The following is a 22,059-nucleotide window of genomic DNA, read 5'->3' as shown; positions in this document are numbered from 1 at the left end:
CGTAGGCTGGTCGGGTGCTCGCCGTCGTACCGCATCCCGTCACCGTTCGCGTGCCGTCCAAGGTGAACCTGCACCTCGCGGTGGGCGACGTGCGGCCGGACGGGTACCACGACCTGACGACGGTCTTCCAGGCGCTGTCGCTGACCGACGAGGTCACCGTGGCCGTCGCGGACGAGCCGGGCGTGGAGGTCGTCGGCGAGAACGCCGACGCCGTGCCGACCGGCCCGTCCAACCTGGCGTGGCGCGCGGTGCAGGAGCTGGCGCGGTTCTCCGGGCGCGACCCGGAGGAGCCGCGCGTGCGCGTGGTGATCCGCAAGGGCATCCCGGTCGCCGGGGGGATGGCGGGCGGCAGCGCCGACGCCGCGGCGACGCTGGTGGGCCTGTCCGCGCTCTGGCGGCTGGAGGTCACCCGCGACGACCTGGCCCGGCTGGCCGCGCGCATCGGCAGCGACGTCCCGTTCACCCTGTACGGCGGGACGGCGTTGGGGACCGGGCGCGGCGAGCAGCTGGTGCCGGTGCTCTCCCGGCACACCTACCACTGGGTCCTGGCCTTCGACCGCCGCGGCCTGTCCACCCCGAAGGTGTTCGGCGAGCTCGACCGCCTGCGCGCGGAGGGCGCCCCGCCCCGGGCGGGCGCGGTCGAGCCGGTGCTGGAGGCGCTGGCGACCGGCGACCCCCGGCAGCTGGCCCTGCTGCTGGGGAACGATCTCCAGGCCGCCGCGGTGTCCCTGCGGCCCGGCCTGCGCCGCACGCTGCGCGCCGGGGTGAACGCGGGCGCGCTGGCGGGCACGGTGTCCGGCTCCGGCCCCACCTGCGCGTTCCTGTGCGCCGACGAGCAGGCGGCGCTGCGCGTGGCCGCCGAGCTGGCGGGCGCGGGCGTCTGCCGCACCGTCCGCGTGGCCCACGGCCCGGTGCCCGGCGCCCGGGTGATCGGCGGCGAGGACGCGCCCCGGCCGGTGCCGCCGGAAGTGCACGCCTGATCATCCGGGTCGTGCCGGGACCGGTAACCGGTCGGGTGACTGCGGTTGAGGGGTGTCGGGCGCGCTGGTAGCCCTGTCCCATGTCGCTGCGGATCGGGGTCGTCGTGCCCAGGACGGGCAGGCTCTCGGCGTTGGGGGAGCCGCTCGACTTCGTCGCCGCGCGGTTCGCGGGCAGGGCGCGGATCTTCACCGCCGACAGTCGCTCGACGCCCGAGGGCGCGCGGCGGGCGGTTGAGCGTTTGGTGGTCGAGCACCGGGTGCCCATCGTGCTGACCATGGCGGGCAGCACGGTCCTCCCGGCCGCCGCCGACGCGTGCGACCGGCTCGGCGTGCCGTGTCTGTCCACGACGCTGCCCTGGCAGCTGTACCGGTCGTCCGGTTTCCACTTCGCGTGGGGCCTGGACGACATCGCGCGCGCCTTCGCCGAGCTGTGGGACCGGGTCGCGGAGCGGGCCACGGTGGGGTGCCTGTGGAACGACGGCATGCAGGGCGCCGCGCTGCGCCGGGGCTTCCTGCCCGCCTGCCGCGACCGGGTGATGGTGCACGAGCCCGCCTACACCGAGGGGACGCCGGACTTCGCGCCCCAGATCGCCGCGTTCGCCGACGTCGACGTCGTCACCAGCGCGGCGACCGCCGCCGACCTGGCCGCGTTCCTCGCGCAGGCGGCCCCGCCGCGGCTGGTCACCTGCTCCCGGTGGTTGACCTACCCGTTCGGCGTGCGGCGGCACAACCTGGACCGCGTCGCCACCATCGTCTACTGGACCCCGGACCACCCTTATGTGTCCAGTGTGGACGGCACGACCGCCGCGGAACTGGCCAGTGCCTACACGGAGTCGACCGGCAGGCCGTGGGCGCAGCCGCTCGGCCTGGCGCACGCCCTGTTCGAGGTCGCCCTGCACGCCTTCGCGCACGCGGCCGACCCCACCGACCCCGCCGCGCTGGCCGAGGCGATCGGGCGCGCCCGGGTCCCCACGATCGCGGGCCCGATCGACTGGCCGGGCGGCCCCGCGCCGGGCGTGGCCGCGGTCGCGCTGGCCGGGGGCCAGTGGCAGGGCGGCGACCTCGTCGTCGTCGCCAACACCGGCGCCCCGGACGCGCCCATCCGCGGTGATCTGCTGGTCAGTCGGTCAGGGTGACGTCGAACCGGTAGACGACCGCCTTCGAGTCCGCCAGCACGGCCCGGGTCTGGCCGCGCGCCGCGCTGTACTCGCCGGTTCCGCCGGTGACGGCGAAGGTCGTGTTCTTGAAGGTCCCGTTCGCGTACTCGCGCAGGCTGGACATGTGGATGTCGCCGCCGTCGAGTCGGAAGACGGTCGAGCAGTGCGCGGTCAGGACCGGCGGCACGGCGGTGCTGATCTCGGCGAGGGTGCACGACGACACCGCCCGTCCGACCGGGGCCTTGCGCGCGTCGGCCAGCTCGCCGCCCGCGAGGAACGTCGCGCCCACGGTGGGCGCGCCCGGCAGCGTGAACTGCCCCCGGGTGCCGAAGACCGTGATCACCTGCTCGGCCTGCGCCTGCCCGGGGGCCGAAGCCGCGCCGAAGACCGGGATGGCCAGCACCGCGGCGAGTGCGCACGCGGCGGCGAGAATGCGATTGCGGTGGGACACGCCTCTCCTCCTGTCCTGTCGTGGTCACCAGGCGGGGAGGGGGACCGTTTCCTGTCTACCCGGCCGCGGGCAGTGCCCGCACCGGTAGCCACCCGAACGGGATGCGGGCTAGAACTCCCAACTCCAGCCCTCGGTGTCGCCCGCCAGGTTGTGCGGGCTGTAGACGAGGGTGCCGTGCTCGGCAGCGGAATCGAGGAGGACGACGCCGTAGTAGCCGGAGTCGGAGAGGTAGAAGTCGTCGACGAGGTAGTGGCTGTCCGGAAGGCAGGACGTGATGATTCCTCGCCCGTTCTCCTGCCCGTTCGAGTCGATCGTGGAGAAGTCGCTCGCGCTCATCCACCAGCCCCAGTCGGGCTCGTAATCCTCGGTGGTCTGCAGCACGATCGTCGCGGCGAGGTAGTGGCCGCGGTTGGGCGGGAGGCTGCCCGGCTCGGTGCAGGTCACCGGCTTGACGCTGTCCAGCCACATGGTCGCCAGCGTGGGACTGCCGGTGGCCCTGATCTGGATCTCCCGGCCCAGCTGCGCGGGCACCACGCCCTCCCCCGCCGGGGCGGTGCCGCATCCGGCGATGACCAGGAGCACAACCGCACCGATGACGCGGAACATTCCACCTCCAAGACAAACCCTACGTCGTAGGTAGTCGGAAATTGTTCCGATGTCAAAATGGTGAACACAGGGTATTGATCCCATCGCCCGCTGGTCCATTAACTGTGAAAACCGGGTGACGGGCGACACTGGGTAGGCTGGTCCGGTCTGTGCAGTGCCGGTCGAAGGTGCGTGAATGACCAACCTGGTCAACCTGGAGAAGGTTAACAAGAGCTTCGGTGTCCGTCCGCTGCTCGACGAGGTCTCCCTCGGCGTGTCCAGCGGCGACCGCATCGGGGTGGTGGGCCTCAACGGCGGCGGCAAGACGACGCTGCTGGAGGTGCTGGCCGGGCTGGAGCCGCCCGACGGCGGCCGGGTCAGCCGGGCCAGGGACCTGCGGATGGCGGTCGTCACCCAGCGCACCGACCTGCCCGCCGGGTCGACGGTGCGCGAGGCGGTGCTGAGCGCGTTCGACGCCGAGCACGAGTGGGCGGCCGACGCGCGCATCCGCTCCATCCTCGACGGCCTCGGCCTGACCGCGTTGGGCATGGACAGCCCCGTCGACACCATGTCCGGCGGCGAGCGGCGGCGGGTCGCGCTGGCCGCGGCGCTGGTGCGCGAGCTGGACCTGGTCGTGCTCGACGAGCCGACCAACCACCTCGACATCGAGGGCGTGCAGTGGCTCGCCGATCACCTGCTGGCCCGGGGCACGGCGCTGGTCGTCGTCACCCACGACCGCTGGTTCCTCGACACGGTGTGCACCAAGACGTGGGAGGTCGTCGGCGGCCGGGTCGAGCAGTACGAGGGCGGCTACGCGGACTGGGTCTACGCCCGCGCCGAGCGCGCCCGGCTGGCCGACACGCTGGAGGAGAAGCGGCGCAACCTGGCCCGCAAGGAGCTGGCCTGGCTGCGGCGCGGCGCGCCCGCGCGCACCTCCAAGCCGCGCTACCGCATCGAGGCGGCGGAGGCGCTGATCTCCGACGTGCCCGCGCCCCGCGACTCCGTCGAGCTGCTGGCCTTCGCCAAGCGCCGCCTCGGCCGCACGGTGCTGGAGCTGGAGGACGTCTCGATCGACGCGGGCCCCAAGCCGATCCTGCGGGACGTCACGTGGCGGATCGGGCCGGGCGACCGGGTCGGGCTGGTCGGGGTCAACGGGTCGGGCAAGTCCACGGTCCTCAAGCTGCTGGCGGGCGACCGCGAGCCGTCGGCGGGCAAACGCATCCAGGGCCAGACGGTGCGGCTGGCGCACCTGAGCCAGGAACTGCACGACCTCCCCCCGACCCTGCGCGTCCTGGAGGCCGTCGAGGAGATCGCCCGGCGGGTCGTGCTCGGCAAGCAGGAGATGTCGGCGTCGCAGCTGGCCGAGCGCTTCGGCTTCCCCGCCGCCCGCCAGTGGACCCCCGTCTCCGACCTCAGCGGCGGCGAACGCAGGCGCCTGCAACTGGCCCGGCTCCTCATGGCCGAACCCAACGTCCTCCTCCTCGACGAACCCACCAACGACCTGGACATCGACACCCTCCAACAACTGGAGGACCTCCTCGACTCCTGGCCAGGCACCCTCGTCGTCGTCTCCCACGACCGCTACCTGGTAGAACGAGTCTGCGACTCCGTCCACGCCGTCCTAGGCGACGGAAAGGTCACCCACCTGGTCGGCGGCATCGACGAATACCTGTCCCGCCGAGCCACCCCACCTGGACAGACCCCTCCCACCCAGGGGGCTGACCCCCTTGGTCTTCAGCCTACCGGGGAGGACCGACAAAATCGGAAGCGACACTCCGGTAACGACGGAATGCGTGCCGGATCGGCTGAACATCGCGCGGCGCAGAAGGAACTGGCCCGCCTCGAACGCCGCCTGGAGACGCTGACCGAACGCGAGACCCGCCTGAACCACGACGTCGCCGAAGCGGGCACGGACCTCGAGCGCCTGGCGAAGCTCGACGCCGAACTCCGCCAGGTGGTCGAGGAGAAGGCCGACGTCGAGACCCGCTGGCTGGAACTGGCCGACGCACTGGAGTAGCGACGGGCCGGGCTGGTGCGACCTCTGCTAGGACGCCCGTCGCCGAAGGGGACGGCGGGAGTGGCCGCGTCGGCCGCACGACCCTCGGCGGACGGCTGGGGTGCGTCATCCGGCGAGGGCAATCGAAGCGCTGGTTCGGCGGAGCGGGTGGAGCGCCCAATCCCGCCGGGCGGCCGGGGCGTGCACCTGGCAGAGGCAACCGGAGCACTGATTCGGCGGAACGGGTCGAGCGCCCCAATCCCACGGGACGGCCGGGGCGCCCACCCGGCGGAGGCAACCGGAGCGCTGATCTGGCGAAGCGGGTGGAGCGCCCAATCCCGCGAGGCGGCCGGTGCACTCACCCGGCGGAGGCAACCGGAGCACTGATCTGGCGAAGCGGGTGGAGCGCCCAATCCCACGAGGCGGCCGGGGCGCCCACCCGGCGGAGGCAACTGGAGCGCTGGTTCGGGAGGGCGGGTGGTGTGGCCGCGCCCGACAGGGACGACAGAACGCCTTGCGGGAGCGGGGAACCCAGCTGGGGGCAGGCGGCCGTGGACAGGACCGCCTGGCGTTGTCATGCGCCGGTGCGGGCGGGCGAGACGGGCGTACTGGTGGAGAGCGAGGACAGCGGCCACCAACCAGCAGGCAACGGTCACCAGCCGAGGTGGGTGCACAGGCGGTGAGTGCCCCGAGTTGATCCTGCTCGCCGAGCGCGGATGGGCGCGGGCAGGCACTCCCGTTGCCCCGCACAAGCGCTGTCGATCCAGATGGGGCGGGTCGGCCGACTAGGCTCCACCGCATGAGTCGGTTCGTTGACATGATGCTGGAGTCGGCCCGCACCCGGGGGTCGGCGCGGGGCATCACCACGGGGGAGCCCAAGGCGCCGGTTCGGCACACGTGGGGGCAGGTGCACGAGCGGGCCGCGCGGATGGCGGGGGCGCTGGTGGCGGGCGGGCTGGCCCGCAACGGCGCGGTCGCCGTGTTGGCCGCTGAGCCGGTGGCGATCGCGCCCGCCGTGCAGGCGGTGTGGTTGGCGGGCGGCAGCGTGACCATGCTGCACCAGCCGACCCCGAGGACCGACCTCGCCGAGTGGGCAGCGGACACCGTGCGGGTCCTCGCCATGATCGATTCCAAGCTGGTGCTGCTCGGCGCGCCCTTCGAGGCGGTGGCTCCGGTGTTGGACCAGCACGGCGTCGCCTACCGGATGCTGGCCGACCTGGAGTCCGGCGAGCCGCTGGCCGAGCCCGTCGATGTCGACGAGGACTCCCCCGCGCTGCTGCAGCTGACCAGCGGGTCCACCGCCGAGCCGAAGGCCGTGCGGATCACCCACGGCAACCTCTACAGCAACCTGACCGCGATGGCGCAGACGTCCGAACTGGACGTCGAGAACGACATCATGGTGTCGTGGCTCCCCCTGTTCCACGACATGGGGATGGTCGGCTTCCTGACCGTCCCGATGACGGTCGGGCTGGAACTGGTCAAGGTCACGCCGGTCGAGTTCCTGACCGGCCCGCTGCTGTGGGCGGACCTCATCTCCCGCTACCGCGGCACGATCACCGCCGCGCCGAACTTCGCGTACGCGCTGCTCGGCCGCCGTCTCTCCAACGTGGACGACGACAACGCGTACGACCTGTCCTCCCTGCGGATCGCGTTGAACGGCGCCGAGCCGATCGACGAGGCCGCGGTGTCGGCGTTCGTCACGCAGGGCGCGCGGTTCGGCCTGGACCCGCGGTGCGTGTTCCCGGCGTACGGCATGGCCGAGACGACGCTGGCGGTGTCGTTCGCGCCGCTGGGCACCGGGCTGACGCTGGACCACATCGACGCCGAACTGCTGGAGGCGGAGAACAAGGCGGTGCCGTCGCCGGAGGGCTCGCGCGCGTTCGCGGTGCTGGGCAAGCCGTTGCCCGGCCTGGAGGCGCGGATCGTGTCCGAGTCCGGCGAGGTGCTGGGCGAGCGCGAGGTCGGCGAGATCCAGTTGCGCGGCGAGGCCGTCACGCCCGGATACCTGACCGTCGACGGCCCCGTCCCGACCCAGGACGCCGACGGCTGGCTGGCGACCGGCGACATCGGGTACACAGTGGACGGCCAGATCGTGATCTGCGGGCGGCAGAAGGACGTCATCATCCTCGCGGGCCGCAACATCTACCCGACCGACATCGAGCGCGCCGCGGTCGCCGTCGAGGGGGTGCGCGCGGGCAACGCCGTCGCGGTGCGCCTGGACGCGGGCTCGCGGCGCGAGCGCTTCGCCGTCGTCGTGGAGTCCCGCTCGGCGGGCGACGATGCCGAGGAGAAGCGCATCAAGCGCGAGGTCGGGGCGCGGGTGTTCGAGTCGGTCAACGCGCGGCCGAGCGCGGTCCTGGTCCTGCCGCCCGGCACGCTCCCGAAGACCCCGTCCGGCAAGCTCCGCCGCGCGGCTGCCGGGCAGCAGCTCGCGGGCGGGATCTCAGCAGCGGAATCGTGACCGCGGCCCGTGGCTGGCCGCTTCCCGAAGCGGCCAGCCGCGGCCACCGTTCTCGGCGCTCGCGGGTCAGGCTTCGCGGCGGCGCAGGTCCAGCGTCCAGGCGTCCACGAGGGCGTCGACCGTGCGGGGGTCGTAGCCCTGGCCGACGAGGGGGGTGAGGGTCAGGCGCAGCTGGGCCAGCTGGGCCGCCGTGGGGGCGTTGGCCGGGTCCTTCGCGGCCGCGGTCAGCAGGCGGGACAGGCGGTCGACGTCGTCGGGGCGGTAGCCGCGGACGTTCGGGGGCGCGGGCGGCAGGGGCAGGAACGGGACCTCGACCACGTCCGGCGGGGTGACCACGCGCTGGATCACGACAGTCCTGTTCGCCGCGCCCTCGGACAGGGTGACCACGACGGCGTCGAGGAAGGCGTCGACCTGGTCCTCGTCGTAGCCGCGGCGGATCCGGGATGCCTGGTCGAAGACGGCGGCGCGGACGTCGTCCGGCGTCAGCGGGGCCCCGCCGGACAGGGCTGCCTCGACGCGGTCGAGGAACGCGTCGACCTGCTCCTCGTGGTAGCCGCGCCTGCCCAGGGGCGCGCGGTCGAAGGTGACGGCGCGCACCGTGTGGGGGGTCAGCGGCGCCTTCACGCGTGGAAGGTGTTCTGGGCCGCGATGAGACCCTGGCCCACCAGCGCCTCCACGGCGTCGGCGCAGCGGTCGATCTCCAGGGCCAGGTCCTTACGCTCGGTGGCGGAGAAGTCCTTGAGCACGAAGTCGGCCGGGTCCATCCGGCCGGGCGGGCGGCCGATGCCGAACCGCACCCTGGTGTACTCCCGCGTCCCCAGCGACTTGGTGATCGAGCGCAGGCCGTTGTGGCCGTTCTCGCCGCCGCCCAGCTTCAGCCGCACGGTGCCGAACGGGAGGTCCAGCTCGTCGTGCACGACCGCCAGGTCGGCGACGGCCACCTTGTAGAACTTCGCCACCGACGACACCGGGCCGCCGGAGACGTTCATGAACGAGCGCGGCTTGGCCAGCACCACGCGCCTGCCCGCGAGCCTGCCCTCCAGCACGTCCGCGCCGGACTTGTGGGCCTTGAACCTGCCGCCCACGCGGGCCGCGAGCTCATCGAGCACCAGGAAACCGATGTTGTGGCGGTTGCCTTCATACCGAGGGCCCGGGTTGCCCAGGCCGACCACGACCGCCGGTGCGGTGTCCATGTCCACCCCTCAAGCATGACAATGCCCCGGGCTCGCGGGAGCCCGGGGCACACGTCAGGACCGACTCACTCCTCGGTGTCGGACTTGGGCTCCTCGACCACGCCCGCGCCCTCGGTGTCGAGCTCGCCCTCCATCTGCTCGGCCGTCGGCGCGGCGTTGACCGCCACGACCAGGGCCTCGGCGTCGGTCACCAGGACCGAGCCACGCGGGAGGGTGATGTCGCCAGCGTGGATCTGGGTGCCCACGGCCGCGTCCTGCACGCTGACCTCGACGCCCTCGGGGATGTGCAGGGCCTCGACCTCCAGCTGCACGGTGGTCAGCTCCTGGTTGACCAGGGTGCCGCTGGCGGCGTCGCCGACCACGTGCACCGGCACGTCGACGGTGACCTTCTCGCCGCGCTTGACCAGCAGCAGGTCGACGTGCTCGATGTAGTTCTTCAGCGGGTGGGTGGTGACCGTCTTGGTCAGCGCCAACTCCGTCTCCGCGCCGAGGTCCAGGGTCAGCACGGCGTTGTTGCCGTGCTCGCGGACGACGCGGGCGAACTCGAGGGCCGGGAGGGACAGGTGCTTGGGCTCGGAACCGTGGCCGTAAAGCACGGCGGGGATGCGCCCCGCGCGACGAGTGCGGCGCGCGGCGCCTTTGCCAAACTCCGTGCGCTGCTCGGCGGCCAGACGTACCTCGGACACGGTGCTGCTCTCCTTGCTTGCTCAAACGCGGCAGGGGTGCTGCTCGGGGCTGGGAGCGCCTGCGGCGGAGGGGACGCGGAGAGCGTGAACGCGTGCGACTGTCATGCAGCCGCCACGTCGATCACGCCGGCGCTTGACCCGCCTCGCCGAGGCAACCCGGATAGCTTACGCGCCTGCGGGACGGCAGGCCCGTGGGGGTGCGCTTCGAGTTATCCACAGGCCCGCGAGGTAGCCCTATTGACAAGGGTGCGACGCCGGTAACCTGGAAGAACAGGGCGGTCGCACCCCCGGTTGGGGCGGGGTGTGGATGCTGACGTTCATGGTCACCGCCCACGTCTGGTCGGTCTTGCTGCCGCGCTGCCGATCGAGCAGCGCCCGCGCGTAGACGTTCGTGAGCCGGTCCGGGCGGATAGATCGTCCATGGCAGAGCTTTGGATGCACGCTCACGGCCAGGACCGTCGGCTCGGGCCGGCAGGGCCAGGGGCGCAGGCTGCGCCTGGAGTGGCGGCTACAGCCACTCGTCAGGTGGTCCGGGTGGGTCATCTTCACGGGCCAGGCACTGGCGTCGATCCACACCCGGTGCTCCGGGAGGCGTTGCGCTTCACCCGAGGCATGACGTGCGGCCACGATCTCCCCAGTCGTTCGCGCGCTGTTCGATGCCCAAGCCGCCCGCGCTCAGTGATCTTGACCGGGGCGCTGCCCCTGTGGCCACGGCCGCGAGGCGGACAATAGGCCGTGAGACGTCCGCTGGCGGTTCCACGTCCACCGGGCGGGCCTGCTCCGGGGCGTCACTGCGCGCGGGCGACTGCCGACGCTGAGTCCATGGCAGCCGACATCGTGCCGATCGGCGATGTTGCCTCCCGACGCACCGAACGGGTCTTGCCCGTCACGGCCGACCCGAGCCGGTCCACCCATCAGAAGCGCTCGTCGGACGCGTTGCGTGGGAACGCGTTGGCACCTAGGCAATCGCGTGGTGGGGCGCGTCGCCTGCCCCGGAAAGGGCGAAGCCCCGGTGGCCCGCGTGGCGGGGCGGGGCACCGGGGCTTCGGTCAGGCTGGGTGTCAGGTCGGGAGGCCGAGCTGGCGCGAGCAGTGGGGCCAGGCGCCGTAGCCGCCGCGGTCGTCGCGGAGTTTGGTGGCGATGGCGATCTGCTGCTCCCGGGTGGCCTGGTGGGGGTACTCGGCGTACTGCTGGCCGCCGTAGGCGTCCCAGGTGCCCTTGTTGAACTGGAGGCCGCCGTAGTAGCCGTTGCCGGTGTTGATGGCCCAGTTACCGGTGGACTCGCACTGGGCGAGGCGGTCCCACACCTGGCCGTCCGGGATGACCGGGACGGGGGGCTGCTTGGTGCCGACCCTGATCTTCTTCGGCTTGGCTTCCTTGACGACCTTCGAGCCGATCTCCTCGCGCTTGACCTCTTTGCCGTTCTTGGAGGTGATGCGGAGGGTGGCGATGCGCTCGCCGGGGACGCCTTCCTCGACGACCACGGTCTTGCCCTTGTCGAGCTCGGGGTCCTCGACCTCGACGACCGGGGGCTCGATCTTCATCTTCTGGTTGATCACCGTCACGCCGGTCCGGCTGATGCGGACCTCGGCGCCGTCGCTGAGCTTGGTCTCGGCCTTCGGGGTGAGGGCGTCGTCCTTGCCGACGGTGAGGCCGAGCTCCTGCAGCAGCTCGCCGACGGTCACCGCGGTCGTGGTCAGCGGCGCGGGCTTCTTGCCGCCGTCGAAGAGGGTGATCCCCTTGGCGGTCTTGATCTCGACCGCCATGCCCTCCAGCGGCACGGGCGCGTCGGCCGGGGCCGACACCCACGAGCCCGCCAGCGGGGCGTTGGCCTGGCGCAGCGCCTCGCCGAGGTTGGTCGCGCGGACCCAGACCTCGGTGCGCTCGCCGTCGACGGTCATCGTCAGCGGGCGGCCGCGCTGCAGCACGATGCGGCCGTCGTCGTTGATCTCGGCGGCCGGGGACGGGCTGACCAGGTCGTGCTGGCCGACCGACAGGCCCTCCTCCTGGAGCACCTCGCCGACGGTGTCGGCGTAGGTGTTGACCTCCATGGCCTGGCCGTCGACCTCGACGGTGACCTGGTTGTTCATGGCGATCGCCGCGGCGCCCCCGCCGATCAGCGAGGTCAGCACGGCGGCGATGGTGGCCTTGAGGAACGTGGCCTTCCACCGCTTGACCGCGGTGATCAGGCCCGGGGCCGCCTTGGGCTGCGGCTCGGCGGCGATCTCGTCCGGGATGACCGGCAGCACGGTCGTCTCGGCGTTGACCAGCCGGATCAGCTCGTCGACGTCCACGCCCGCGGTCGCCATGATCTCCTCGGCCTGCGGGCCGAGTGCGTGGCGGACGTCCTGCGGGGTGATCGTGAGGGAGTCGGAGTACCCCGTGTCGTAGTCGTACTCGGGGAACTGGGAGCGCCAGGCGCGGAAGTCGTCCTCGTGCCCGTCGGCGGAAGGCTTCTCGACCGGCGTGAACCAGTCGGTGTCCGCGAATGCGCCGTGCTCGAGGCGGTCGAAACCGCCGTTCTGTTTACCGCTCACTGGGTCGTGTCCTCCAAGGCGGAGCCGCAATCCCGCACGCCGCTCACACCTCTTCGTCTTCTCGTGTCGACCCGCAGCCTGGCCACCCCGACGGTGTACTTGGCTCGCTCCGGGCTTCCCTGGGCACCGCTGCCCCGGGAGGTACGGTCACGGGACAGTAACGAGGGCAAGGGGGTTGCGCAAACACATCCGGCAATCTCGTGAGTCCCATCACACCAGCGCGTGATCAACACGTTCCCCCGTTCAGCGCAATCCCTGACGTTCGGAATCGTGGGATGTCACGCTGGGCAACGAAAACAGGCGCTCCGCCGTTGTCGAGACCACCTGCGCGAACTCGGCCACGTCGACGCCGCGGAGATCGGCGATCGCCCGTGCGGTGTAGGCGGCGCAGTAGGGCTCGTTCGGCCTGCCGCGGAACGGATGCGGTGTGAGATAGGGCGCATCCGTCTCGACCAGGATCCGGTCTGCCGGGACGAACGCGGCGGCCTCGCGCAGCGGGCGGGCGTTGGTGAACGTCACCGGGCCTGCGAAGCTGAGCACGTAGCCGCGATCGACGCAGGCGCGGGCGAAATCGAGATCACCCGAGAAACAGTGGAACACCACGTCTTCGGGTGATCCTTCGGCGTCGAGCACGGCGAGGATGTCGGCGTGGGCGTCGCGGTCGTGGATCATCAGCGGCTTGCCGACGCGTTTGGCCAGGTCGATGTGCCAGGCGAAGGCGTCCTTCTGCGCGTCGGGCGGCGAGTAGTCCCAGTAGTAGTCCAGGCCCGTCTCCCCCACCGCGACCACGCGCGGCTGCCGGACGAGCGCCTCGATCGCGGCTTTGTCCTCATCGGAGAAATCAGCGGTCCGGGTGGGGTGCACGGCGCAGGCGGCGAAGACGCGGTCGTCCCAGGTCGCCGCCTCGGCCGCCCAGCGGGCGGCGGCGAGGTCGTCGGCCACGGTGATCACCCGGCCGACCCCGGCCGCCGCCGCGCGATCCACCATTTCGGACACCGCGGCGGCGTCGGCCTCGACCCCCCGGCCCGCCGCGCACGCGTCGAGATGCGTGTGCGCGTCGACCACCGGGGCCGGGAGCGGCTCCGGGATCGGCGGACGCTCGCCGCGGCGGGGCGTCACGGGGCGATCGGGGCCCACTCGGGCCCGGTGTCGCCCAGTTCGGCGTCCAGCTTGGCGAACAGCGGGGACGGCTTGGCCAGCGGCCTGCCGACCTCGATGTCCACCGACTCCCACTTGGCCTGCTCCGCGGCGTAGTCACCGGTCAGGATCGGGTAGGCGCGCTCGGGCACGTCGAGGTCGGTGACCTCGTCGATGCGCGGCTGCGCCGACCACACGCCCGTGCCGCCCAGCGCCTCGTGCACCTTCTGCGCCGCGTGCGGGAGGAAGGGCGTCAGCAGCGTGTTGGCGTCGGAGACGACCTGCAGGGCCGTGTGGAGGATCGTGTCGCGGCGCTCGGGGTCGTCCTTGCGCTTCCACGGCTCCTGGTCCGACAGGTACTTGTTCGCCGCCGACACCACGCGCATGGCCTCGGAGGCCGCGGCCTTGAACCGCGAGCGGCGCAGGTTGTCGCCCACGACCCCGAACGCGGCGCGGGCCTGCTCGCGCAGGGCGATGTCCTCGCCGGTCAGCGCGGTCGGCTTGGGGATCGCGCCGACGTTCTTGTGCGCCATGGAGACCGAGCGGTTGACCAGGTTGCCCCACTCGTTGGCCAGCTCGAAGTTCGTCCGCCGGACGAACTCCTCCCAGGTGAAGTCCGTGTCCTGGTTCTCAGGGCCCGCCACGGAGATGAAGTACCGCAGCGTGTCCGGGCCGAAGTCGCGCAGGAAGTCGCGCACGTAGATCACGGTGCCGCGGGAGGTGGAGAACTTCGACCCGCTCATCGTCAGGAACTCGCTGGAGACGACCTCGGTCGGCAGGTTGAGCGTGCCGAACGCGCCCGGCTCGCCGCCCTTGTCGCCCGCGCCGTTCTGGCCGAGCAGCAGCGCGGGCCAGATCAGCGAGTGGAAGACGATGTTGTCCTTGCCCATGAAGTAGTAGCCCTGGGCGTCGGGGGTCCAGAACTCCTTCCACGCGTCGGCGTCGCCGGTGCGGCGGGCCCACTCGACGGAGGCGCTCAGGTAGCCGATCACCGCGTCGAACCAGACGTAGAACCGCTTCATCGGGGCGTCGCGCCAGCCGTCCAGCGGGACGGGGACGCCCCAGTCGAGGTCGCGGGTCATCGCCCGGGGGCGCAGGTCGTCGAGCAGGTTCTGGCTGAACTTGAGCACGTTCGGCCGCCACTCGGTGCGCGTGGACAGCCAGGAGCCCAACGTCTCGGTGAACGCGGGCAAGTCGAGGAACAGGTGCTCGGTCTCGACGAACTTCGGCGTCTCGCCGTTGATCCGCGACTTGGGGTTGATCAGGTCGGCGGGGTCGAGCTGGTTGCCGCAGTTGTCGCACTGGTCGCCGCGGGCGCCGTCGTAGCCGCAGATGGGGCAGGTGCCCTCGATGTAGCGGTCGGGCAGCGTGCGGCCGGTCGACGGGCTGATCGCGCCCATCTGCGTCTTGGGCACGATGTAGCCGTTGCGCCACAGCGCCATGAACAGGTCCTGCACGACCTTGTAGTGGTTGCCCGTGGTGGTGCGGGTGAACAGGTCGTAGGACAGGCCCAGGCCCTGCAGGTCCTCGGCGATGACGCGGTTGTACTTGTCGGCCAGCTCGCGGGCGGTCAGGTTCTCCTTGTCGGCCTGCACCGAGATCGGCGTGCCGTGCTCGTCGGTGCCGCTGACCATGAGCACCCGGTGGCCCGCCATGCGCATGTAGCGGGAGAAGACGTCCGAAGGGACACCGAAACCGGAGACGTGACCGATGTGGCGGGGCCCGTTGGCGTAGGGCCAGGCGACCGCGGTCAGCACTGGGGTGCTCATGGCGGCCTAGCCTACGGACGTCAAGAGCGACCCCGTCAGGGAGGACTGCGATGTCGGCCACGCGGATGCTGGTCCTCGGGATCATCCGGGGAGCGGGCCCCGCGCACGGTTACAAGGTCCGCGCCGAGCTGATGGGCTGGAACGCCCAGGAGTGGGCCCGGATCAACCCCGGGTCGATCTACCACGCCATCCGCAAGGCCGCCGCCGACGGGCTGCTGGTCGAGGCGCCCGACGACGCGCGCGAGGCAGGCCCGGACCGGATGCGGTACGCGGTGACCGAGGCGGGCGAGCGCGAACTGCGCGAACTGGTGCGCGCCGGGCTGCGGGTCACCCGCGACCCGTTCATGCTCAACGCCGCCGTGGCGATGCTGCCGGTGCTGGAGCGCGCCGAGGCCGTGGCCGCGCTCGACGAGCGGCTGGCCGAGCTGCGGACCGCGGTCGCCGAGCTGGAGTCCTGGGGCGACCGGACGCCGTATGAGAGCCCGGAGCACGTCATCGAGCAGGTCCGGCTGTGGCTGGCTCAGGTCAGGGCGGACATCGACTGGTCGTCCGGGCTGCGGCGGCGGTTGCTCGACGGCGCGTACCGGATGGCCGACGACTGACAATTCAAACTTGACTAGCCAGCGTAGGCTGAGCCGCGATAGTCAAACTTGATTAGAGGGGGACGGGTGATCACAGCACGGGGGTTGGCGCGGACGTTCACCGCGCGCGGCCGGTCCGTGGAGGCGGTCCGGGGTGTCGACCTGGACGTCGCGGCCGGGGAGCTCGTCGGGTTCCTCGGGCCCAACGGCGCCGGGAAGACGACGACACTGCGGATGCTCACCACGCTGATCAGGCCGACGGCGGGCACGGCGACCGTGGCGGGGCACGACCTGGCTGGCGACCCGCTGGGCGTGCGCCGCGGCATCGGCTACGTGGCCCAGGGCGCGGGTGCCACGCCGAACGCCAAGGTCGGCGAGGAGATGGAGCTGCAGGGCAGGCTGTACGGGCTGGGCAAGGCGGAGGCGCGCAGGCGCGGCGTCGAGCTGGGCGAGCGGCTGGACCTGTCCGGGCTCTCCGACCGGCTGGTCAAGACGCTGTCCGGCGGCCAGCGCAGGCGGCTGGACATCGCGCTCGGGCTGGTGCACGACCCCAAGCTCGTCTTCCTCGACGAGCCCACAGCCGCGCTCGACCCGCAGAGCCGCGCCAACCTGTGGGAGCACATCCGCGCGTTGCGCGACACCCACGGCACGACGGTCTTCCTGACCACGCACTACCTGGACGAGGCCGACGCGCTGTGCGACCGCATCCTGGTGATCGACCACGGCCGGATCGTCGCCGAGGGCACGCCCGCGGCGCTGAAGGCGCAGGTGTCCGGCGACCTGGTGGCGGTCTCGGTCGCCGCCGACGACGTGCCGCGCGCCGCCGAGATCGCCCGGCGGGTGCCCCAGGCGACCGAGGTGTCGACCGACGGCGACGCCGTGCGGTTCCGGGTGCCGCGCGGCGACCAGGCCCTGGCCGAGCTGCTGCGCGGCCTGGACGCGGCGGGCATCGCCACGACGTCCCTCCAGGTGCACAGCCCCACCCTGGACGACGTGTTCCTGACCCTGACGGGGCGGTCGCTGCGCGACGCGGAGCAGACGGAGGCCGAGCATGTTCCTGCGTGACACCTGGCTGATCTTCCGGCGGGACATGATCCTGTCGCTGCGCAACCCGGCGTGGATCGCGATCGGGCTGATGCAGCCGGTGCTGTACCTCTTCTTCTTCGGGCCGCTGCTGGAGCGCATCACCGAGAGCACGCCGGGGTTCCCGCCGGGCACGGCGTGGCAGATCCTCACCCCGGCGCTGATCATCCAGATCGCGCTGTTCGGCAGCTCGTTCGTCGGCTTCGGGCTGCTGGCCGACCTGCGCACCGGCGTGGTCGAGCGGCTGCGGGTGACCCCGGCGAGCAGGCTGGCCCTGCTGCTGGGCCGGGTCATGCGCGACGCGCTGCAGACGATCGCCCAGGCGGTGATCATCCTGGTGATGGCGTTCACCATCTTCGACCTGCGGGCCTCGGCGGGCGCGATCGCGCTGACGCTGGTGATCGTCGGGCTGATGTCGGTGACGCTGGCGTCCTGCTCCTACGCGCTGGCGCTGCGGCTGAAGAACGAGGAGGCGTTCCCGGCCATCCTCAACACCGTGCTGATGCCGGTGCTGCTGCTGTCGGGGATCTTCATCCCGATCACCCAGGGGCTGGCCCCGGCCTGGCTGTACGAGCTGTCGCGGTGGAACCCGTTCACGCACGTGGTCGACATCGAGCGGGCGTCCTTCCGCGGGGACTTCACCACCGACGCGCTGCTCACCGGCTCGCTGGTGCTGTTCGCGATGACCGCGCTCGCCCTGTTCTGGGGCGTGCGCACGTTCCAGCGGGAGAACGCCTAGCGGACGGCCGCGTCGTACAGGGCCTTCTTGCTGACGCCGGTCTCGGCGGCGACGGCGGCGGCGGCGTCCTTGAGGCGGGCGCCGTCGGCCGCCATCGCCTTGACCCGGGCGACCAGGGTGTCCAGGTCGGGCGCCTCGGGCTCGGCCCCGGCGAGGACGACGGTGATCTCGCCCTTGACCCCGGCCTCGGCCCAGTCGGCCAGCTCGGCCAGCGTGCCGCGCTTGACCTCCTCGTACGTCTTGGTCAGCTCCCGGCACACCGCGGCCCGCCTGCCCGCGCCGAGCACGGCGGCGGCGTCGACCAGGAGGCTGTGCAGGCGGTGGGGCGACTCGAAGAGGACGGCCGTGCGCGGCTCGGCCCTGAGCTGCTCCAGCCAGCGCGTGCGCTCCCCCGGCTTGCGCGGGGCGAACCCCTCGAAGCAGAAGCGGTCGCACGGCAGCCCGGACAGCGCCAGCGCGGTGGTCACCGCGGACGGCCCGGGCAGGCAGGTGATCGGCAGGTCCGCCGCGGCGCAGGCGACGACCAGCCGGTACCCGGGGTCGGAGACGCTGGGCATGCCCGCGTCGGTGACCAGCAGGACGGTCTGCCCCTCGCGAACGGCGTCGACCAGGCCCTCGGTCTTCTGCGCCTCGACGGCGTCGTAGAAGCTGACGAACCGACCGCGCGGCTGGGCGGCCAGCGCGGCGGCGAGCGTCTTCGTGCGCCGGGTGTCCTCCGCGGCGATGACGTCGGCGGACTCCAGGGCGTCCCGCAGCCGCGGCGAGGCGTCGGCGGCGTTGCCCAGCGGCGTGCCCGCCAGGATCAGCCTGCCCTCAGCCACGCGAGTGCCTGCGGACGGCGGTGTGGAGGTCGGTGGACTTCCAGTCCGGCACGAAGTCGCTGACGATCACCGTCCGGTCGGAGCCGTTCCTGCGCATCCGCTCCACCGCCTTCCGGGGGGCGGGCTTGTCCGGGTCGACCGCCGTGGTCTCGGCGGCGCGGAACACCAGCTCGTCCCGCTTGAACAGGCCGATCGTGCGGACCTGCTCGAAGTCCCGCCAGCGCAGGACCGTACGGACGTGGTCGCGGACCACCACCACGCCGTCGTGCACCAGGGTCAGGGACCGGTTGCGCACCGCGCCCGCGGTGAGCCCGGCCATGAGCACGCCGACGGCCCCGGCGGCGATCAGCGCCACGCCCATGTCCCAGCGGCCGCTGACCGCGTCGACGGCGAGGTGCACGACCAGCACCGCGGCGGCCGCGGCGATCCCCGTGGTCACGGCGTAGACGGCGGTGTACGCCGGGGTCGGACGGTAGGTAGTCGCCACGATCGGTCAGCGTACGCGCGAAGCCCGACGCGGATCGCACATCGGGCGGCCTACGATCTCCCCTCGTGAGCGTCCTGGTTGCCGATGACTCGGCTGAGCGGGCGGCGGTCCCCGGGCCGCGGGTGTCCGACGCGGTGGAGCGGGCCCGGCTGCGGGTGACCGGACGGCCCATGCCGTCGGATCGGGCGCGGGCGTGGCTGGTCACGGCCGTCATCGGGCTGATCGGCGGGATCGTCCGGTTCCAGAACCTGGGGTACCCGACCGACAAGGGCACGCCGGTCTTCGACGAGAAGCACTACGTGCCCCAGGCGTGGCAGATGCTGCGCAACGGCGGCTTCGAGGACAACCCCGGCTACTCGCTCACGGTGCACCCGCCGCTGGGCAAGTCGCTGATCGCGGTCGGCGAGTGGCTGTTCGGCTACAACGGGTGGGGCTGGCGGTTCACCGCCGCCCTCGCGGGCACGCTGGTGATCATCATGGTCGTCCGGATCGCCCGCAGGCTGACCCGCTCGACCCTGCTCGGCGCGATCGCCGGGCTGCTGATCATCGCCGACGGCGTCTCGCACCTGCAGTCGCGCATGGGCATGCTCGACGCCTTCCTGGTGTTCTTCGTGGTCGCCGCGTTCGGCTGCGTGCTCGTCGACCGCGACCAGACCCGCGCGCGGCTGGCCACGGCGGTCGCCGAGGGGTGGGCGGCCGAGTCGCCGTTCGGGCCGAGGCTCGGGGTGCGGTGGTGGCGCTTCGGCGCGGGCGTCATGCTCGGCCTCGCCTGCGCGGTGAAGTGGTCGGGCCTGTACTACGTGGCCGCGTTCGGCCTGCTCATCGTGCTGTTCGATGCCACGGCGCGGCGCGCGGCCGGGGTGCGCAGGCCCTGGGTCGGCGCGCTCGTGCGCGACGTCCTGCCCGGGCTGTGGGCGATCGTCGGCGTCGGCCTGCTGGCCTACCTGGCCACCTGGTGGGGCTGGTTCGGCGGCGAGACCTCGATCGACCGGCACCTGGTGGCCACCGAGGGCACCGACCCGTGGTCGGTCATCAAGGGCGCGGTCGGCTCGCTGCTGCAGAACAGCGAGAAGGTCCTGACCTTCCACACCGAGCTGGTGACCAAGCCGGGCGAGGAACACCCGTGGGAGTCCAAGCCCTGGACGTGGCCCATGGGCCTGCGTCCGATGCTCTACTACTACGAGGGCTCCACGACCGGCTGCGGCGAGGTCACCTGCGTCTCGGCCACGATGCTCATCGGCACGCCCGCGCTGTGGTGGCTGGCGCTGCCGATGATCGCCTGGAGCCTCTGGCGGGTGTTCGCCCGCCTGGACTGGCGCTACGCGGCCGTCATGGTCGGGTACATGGCGGGTCTGCTGCCCTGGTTCATCAACATCGACCGCCAGATGTACTTCTTCTACGCCGCCCCGATGGCGCCGTTCCTGGTGCTGGGCCTGGTGCTGGCGCTGGGGCACGTGCTCGGGTCGAGCAGGGAGGGCCCCGAGCGCCGGGGCACCGGCCTGCTCGCCGTCGCGCTGTACGTCGGACTGGTGGTGGCCAACTTCGTCTGGCTGTGGCCCATCCTCAACGGCGACTCGATCACCGAGGCCCGGTGGCAAGCCGAACTGTGGCTGCCCTCCTGGCGCTGACCTGGTGGCGGGTGACCGGCCGGGCGTAGGCCAGCTCGGCGCGGACGCGCGCCCGGTCGCGGTCGTCGATGTCGGTCGAGCCCGCCATGCGGTGTCCGGGCTGGTGGTTGCGGTCGAGGAGGACCAGGGCGATCACGGCGAGTGCGAGGAGAATCAGCATGGCAGTAATTCTGTGCTGCGCTAATTCCTGCCACGAGTGGCAGACGTGCCCTTGTGCGACAAAATCCTGCCAGCTACCGTGGCCCGCATGCTGAAGACCGTCGCCGCGCTGCTCATCGACTACGTGGCCCCGTTCGAGTTCGGCGTGGTTGCCGAGATCTTCGGCATCGACCGCACCGAGGACGGCGTGCCCGCCTTCGAGTTCCGGGTGTGCGGGGAGAAGGCGGGGGAACCCCTGCCGACCACCGTGGGCATGCAGGTCATCCCCGAGTACGGCCTGGAGGGCCTGGTGGGCGCGGACCTGGTCGCGGTGCCCGCCGCGACCATCCGCGACGAGTACCCGGCCGCGGTCCTCGACGCCCTGCGCGCCGCCCACGACCGCGGCGCGACGCTGATGTCGGTGTGCAGCGGCGCGTTCGTGCTGGCCGCGGCGGGCCTGCTCGACGGCAGGGCGTGCACCACGCACTGGCACCACGTCGACCGCTTCACCGAGCGCTTCCCGGACATCCACCTCGACCCGGACGTGCTGTTCGTCGACGACGGCTCGATCGTCACCAGCGCCGGGACGGCCGCGGGCATCGACGCCGCGCTGCACCTGGTCCGCCGCGAACTCGGCTCGGCCGTGGCCACGGCGATCGCGCGGCGGATGGTCGTGCCCCCGCAGCGCGACGGCGGGCAGCGCCAGTTCGTCGACCTGCCGGTGCCCGCGTGCACCGGCGACAGCCTCACCCCGGTGCTGACCTGGATGCTGGAGAACCTTGCCGAGGAGCACACGGTGGCCGCCCTGGCCCGCCGCGCGGCGATGTCCGAGCGCACCTTCGCCCGCCGCTTCGCCGCCGAGACCGGCACGACCCCGCACCGCTGGCTCTCCACCCAGCGCGTCCTGCACGCGCGGACGCTGCTGGAGGAGACATCGATGACCGTCGACGAGGTCGCCCGCCGCTGCGGCTTCTCCACCGGAGCCCTGCTCAGGCACCACTTCCAGAAGCTCGTCGGCGTCGCACCGGCCGACTACCGCCGCACGTTCGCGGGTCGTTCGGCCTGATCCCTGCCAGACTGCTTCCCGTGCCCCGGATCACCGACGAAACCCACGGAACGGTGGTGGTCACCACCACCGAGACCCGCGTCCTGGCCGCCGTCGCCACCACCGCGGCCGAGATCACCCGCAGCGGCGACGAAACCCGCCCCGACGTCCCTATCGGCACCCGCGATGCGGACTGCTTGACCCTGGTGGTCAACGGCTCCCCTGCCCGGCTTGCGCCCGGCAACGGCCGTTACAGCAGACGCTCTTACCGCGTGGACGCCTGGGTAGGGGATGTCCACTATCTACTCAAGCCGGAAGCTGACGGGAGCACTCTGTTGGCGGACGGGGTGGAGCGGGGGTTCTTTCCGGAGCAGAACCTGCCTGCGGTGTGGCTGCCAGGGTCGTCGCCCCAGGACGCGGCGATCGGGTACGCGCTGGCGGCTGCCTTCGGTGTGCAGGCCCGGAGCCTCTACGACACGGTCTTTCACGCGGCGGTTGATCCTGTGGTGGGGACTCAGCGGCCGATCACCTGAGCTGGCGCGTTCACGGGTTCTGCCGCGGGCCTGGGTGTGCTCCCCTCGGCCT

General features: G+C 72.0%; 21 protein-coding genes. 10 read left to right on the top strand and 11 right to left on the bottom strand.

Annotation, left to right across the window (positions count from 1 at the left end; genetic code table 11):
• Positions 1–14: 14 nt before the first annotated feature.
• Both Actkin_RS03295 and Actkin_RS03290 read left to right on the top strand, forming a co-directional pair.
• Positions 15–980, top strand: a complete 966-nt coding sequence (locus Actkin_RS03295) for a 4-(cytidine 5'-diphospho)-2-C-methyl-D-erythritol kinase (RefSeq protein ID WP_189208476.1) — start codon at positions 15–17, stop codon at positions 978–980.
• An 80-nt stretch (positions 981–1,060) separates the two neighbouring features.
• A complete protein-coding gene (locus Actkin_RS03290) occupies positions 1,061–2,116 on the top strand; it encodes an ABC transporter substrate-binding protein (RefSeq protein WP_258905847.1) in 1,056 nt (351 codons plus the stop codon).
• Here the strand turns inward: Actkin_RS03290 and Actkin_RS03285 are convergent.
• Both Actkin_RS03285 and Actkin_RS03280 read right to left on the bottom strand, forming a co-directional pair.
• Positions 2,100–2,588 carry a hypothetical protein gene (locus Actkin_RS03285; RefSeq protein WP_258905846.1) on the bottom strand — a complete coding sequence of 163 codons (489 nt, stop codon included), beginning with the start codon at positions 2,586–2,588 and terminating at the stop codon, positions 2,100–2,102. The two genes, Actkin_RS03290 and Actkin_RS03285, sit on opposite strands and share 17 nt — an antisense overlap.
• 108 nt (positions 2,589–2,696) lie before the next feature.
• Positions 2,697–3,194, bottom strand: coding sequence for a hypothetical protein (locus Actkin_RS03280; RefSeq protein ID WP_189208479.1), 498 nt, complete (start codon positions 3,192–3,194; stop codon positions 2,697–2,699).
• A 175-nt stretch (positions 3,195–3,369) separates the two neighbouring features.
• On the opposite strand from Actkin_RS03280, the gene Actkin_RS03275 reads away from it, so the two are divergent.
• Positions 3,370–5,190, top strand: coding sequence for an ABC-F family ATP-binding cassette domain-containing protein (locus tag Actkin_RS03275; RefSeq protein WP_189208480.1), 1,821 nt, complete (start codon positions 3,370–3,372; stop codon positions 5,188–5,190).
• Positions 5,191–5,968: 778 nt separating this feature from the next.
• Positions 5,969–7,630: a fatty acyl-AMP ligase gene (locus Actkin_RS03270; RefSeq protein WP_258905845.1), complete on the top strand. Its 1,662-nt coding sequence runs from the start codon at positions 5,969–5,971 to the stop codon at positions 7,628–7,630.
• Between the two features lie 66 nt (positions 7,631–7,696).
• Here Actkin_RS03270 and Actkin_RS03265 read toward each other — a convergent pair whose 3' ends face one another.
• From Actkin_RS03265 to metG, 6 genes are all read right to left on the bottom strand, one after another.
• Entirely contained in the window at positions 7,697–8,254 is a 558-nt protein-coding gene (locus Actkin_RS03265; protein WP_258905844.1) for a DivIVA domain-containing protein, read from the bottom strand.
• The gene (pth, locus tag Actkin_RS03260) at positions 8,251–8,823 is read right to left on the bottom strand and encodes an aminoacyl-tRNA hydrolase (protein WP_189208482.1); all 573 of its coding nucleotides are present in this window, start codon (positions 8,821–8,823) and stop codon (positions 8,251–8,253) included. Before pth ends, Actkin_RS03265 begins: the two co-directional genes overlap by 4 nt.
• Positions 8,824–8,888: 65 nt before the next feature.
• A complete protein-coding gene (locus tag Actkin_RS03255; protein ID WP_189208483.1) occupies positions 8,889–9,509 on the bottom strand; it encodes a 50S ribosomal protein L25/general stress protein Ctc in 621 nt (206 codons plus the stop codon).
• A 1,061-nt stretch (positions 9,510–10,570) separates the two neighbouring features.
• Positions 10,571–12,046 (bottom strand): resuscitation-promoting factor, encoded by a 1,476-nt coding sequence (locus Actkin_RS03250; protein WP_229786452.1) that lies wholly within the window; start codon positions 12,044–12,046, stop codon positions 10,571–10,573.
• Between the two features lie 243 nt (positions 12,047–12,289).
• Positions 12,290–13,165, bottom strand: coding sequence for a TatD family hydrolase (locus tag Actkin_RS03245; RefSeq protein ID WP_189208484.1), 876 nt, complete (start codon positions 13,163–13,165; stop codon positions 12,290–12,292).
• Positions 13,162–14,952 carry a methionine--tRNA ligase gene (gene metG / locus Actkin_RS03240; protein WP_258905842.1) on the bottom strand — a complete coding sequence of 597 codons (1,791 nt, stop codon included), beginning with the start codon at positions 14,950–14,952 and terminating at the stop codon, positions 13,162–13,164. The genes Actkin_RS03245 and metG overlap by 4 nt, the downstream gene beginning before the upstream one ends.
• 50 nt (positions 14,953–15,002) lie before the next feature.
• On the opposite strand from metG, the gene Actkin_RS03235 reads away from it, so the two are divergent.
• The 3 genes from Actkin_RS03235 to Actkin_RS03225 all read left to right on the top strand — a co-directional run bounded on the left by Actkin_RS03235 (position 15,003) and on the right by Actkin_RS03225 (position 17,355).
• Positions 15,003–15,554, top strand: a complete 552-nt coding sequence (locus Actkin_RS03235) for a PadR family transcriptional regulator (RefSeq protein WP_258905840.1) — start codon at positions 15,003–15,005, stop codon at positions 15,552–15,554.
• 66 nt (positions 15,555–15,620) lie between these two features.
• Positions 15,621–16,598: an efflux ABC transporter ATPase subunit, DrrA-related gene (locus Actkin_RS03230; RefSeq protein ID WP_258905839.1), complete on the top strand. Its 978-nt coding sequence runs from the start codon at positions 15,621–15,623 to the stop codon at positions 16,596–16,598.
• Positions 16,585–17,355: an ABC transporter permease gene (locus Actkin_RS03225; RefSeq protein ID WP_258905838.1), complete on the top strand. Its 771-nt coding sequence runs from the start codon at positions 16,585–16,587 to the stop codon at positions 17,353–17,355. The genes Actkin_RS03230 and Actkin_RS03225 overlap by 14 nt, the downstream gene beginning before the upstream one ends.
• On the opposite strand, the gene rsmI is transcribed toward Actkin_RS03225, so the two are convergent.
• Positions 17,352–18,176 (bottom strand): 16S rRNA (cytidine(1402)-2'-O)-methyltransferase, encoded by an 825-nt coding sequence (gene rsmI / locus Actkin_RS03220; RefSeq protein ID WP_189208489.1) that lies wholly within the window; start codon positions 18,174–18,176, stop codon positions 17,352–17,354. The two genes, Actkin_RS03225 and rsmI, sit on opposite strands and share 4 nt — an antisense overlap.
• The gene (locus tag Actkin_RS03215) at positions 18,169–18,663 is read right to left on the bottom strand and encodes a hypothetical protein (RefSeq protein ID WP_258905835.1); all 495 of its coding nucleotides are present in this window, start codon (positions 18,661–18,663) and stop codon (positions 18,169–18,171) included. The genes rsmI and Actkin_RS03215 overlap by 8 nt, the downstream gene beginning before the upstream one ends.
• A gap of 122 nt (positions 18,664–18,785) precedes the next feature.
• Between Actkin_RS03215 and Actkin_RS03210 the strand changes: the two genes are divergently transcribed.
• Complete coding sequence (locus Actkin_RS03210; RefSeq protein WP_229786728.1) at positions 18,786–20,291, top strand: dolichyl-phosphate-mannose--protein mannosyltransferase; 1,506 nt, start codon at positions 18,786–18,788, stop codon at positions 20,289–20,291.
• Here Actkin_RS03210 and Actkin_RS03205 read toward each other — a convergent pair.
• The gene (locus Actkin_RS03205) at positions 20,242–20,451 is read right to left on the bottom strand and encodes a hypothetical protein (protein ID WP_189208491.1); all 210 of its coding nucleotides are present in this window, start codon (positions 20,449–20,451) and stop codon (positions 20,242–20,244) included. The genes Actkin_RS03210 and Actkin_RS03205 overlap by 50 nt on opposite strands.
• 87 nt (positions 20,452–20,538) lie before the next feature.
• On the opposite strand from Actkin_RS03205, the gene Actkin_RS03200 reads away from it, so the two are divergent.
• Positions 20,539–21,495, top strand: a complete 957-nt coding sequence (locus tag Actkin_RS03200) for a helix-turn-helix domain-containing protein (RefSeq protein WP_189208492.1) — start codon at positions 20,539–20,541, stop codon at positions 21,493–21,495.
• Between the two features lie 20 nt (positions 21,496–21,515).
• On the top strand, positions 21,516–22,007 hold the full coding sequence (locus Actkin_RS03195; RefSeq protein ID WP_189208493.1) for a hypothetical protein: 492 nt from the start codon (positions 21,516–21,518) through the stop codon (positions 22,005–22,007).
• The last annotated feature ends 52 nt before the right edge of the window (positions 22,008–22,059 follow it).

The organism is Actinokineospora sp. UTMC 2448 (genome assembly GCF_024760565.1).
In the GTDB taxonomy this organism is placed as follows: domain Bacteria; phylum Actinomycetota; class Actinomycetes; order Mycobacteriales; family Pseudonocardiaceae; genus Actinokineospora; species Actinokineospora fastidiosa.
Note: the sequence above shows the minus strand (reverse complement) of the source record. Positions and strands in the feature narration are given on the sequence as shown.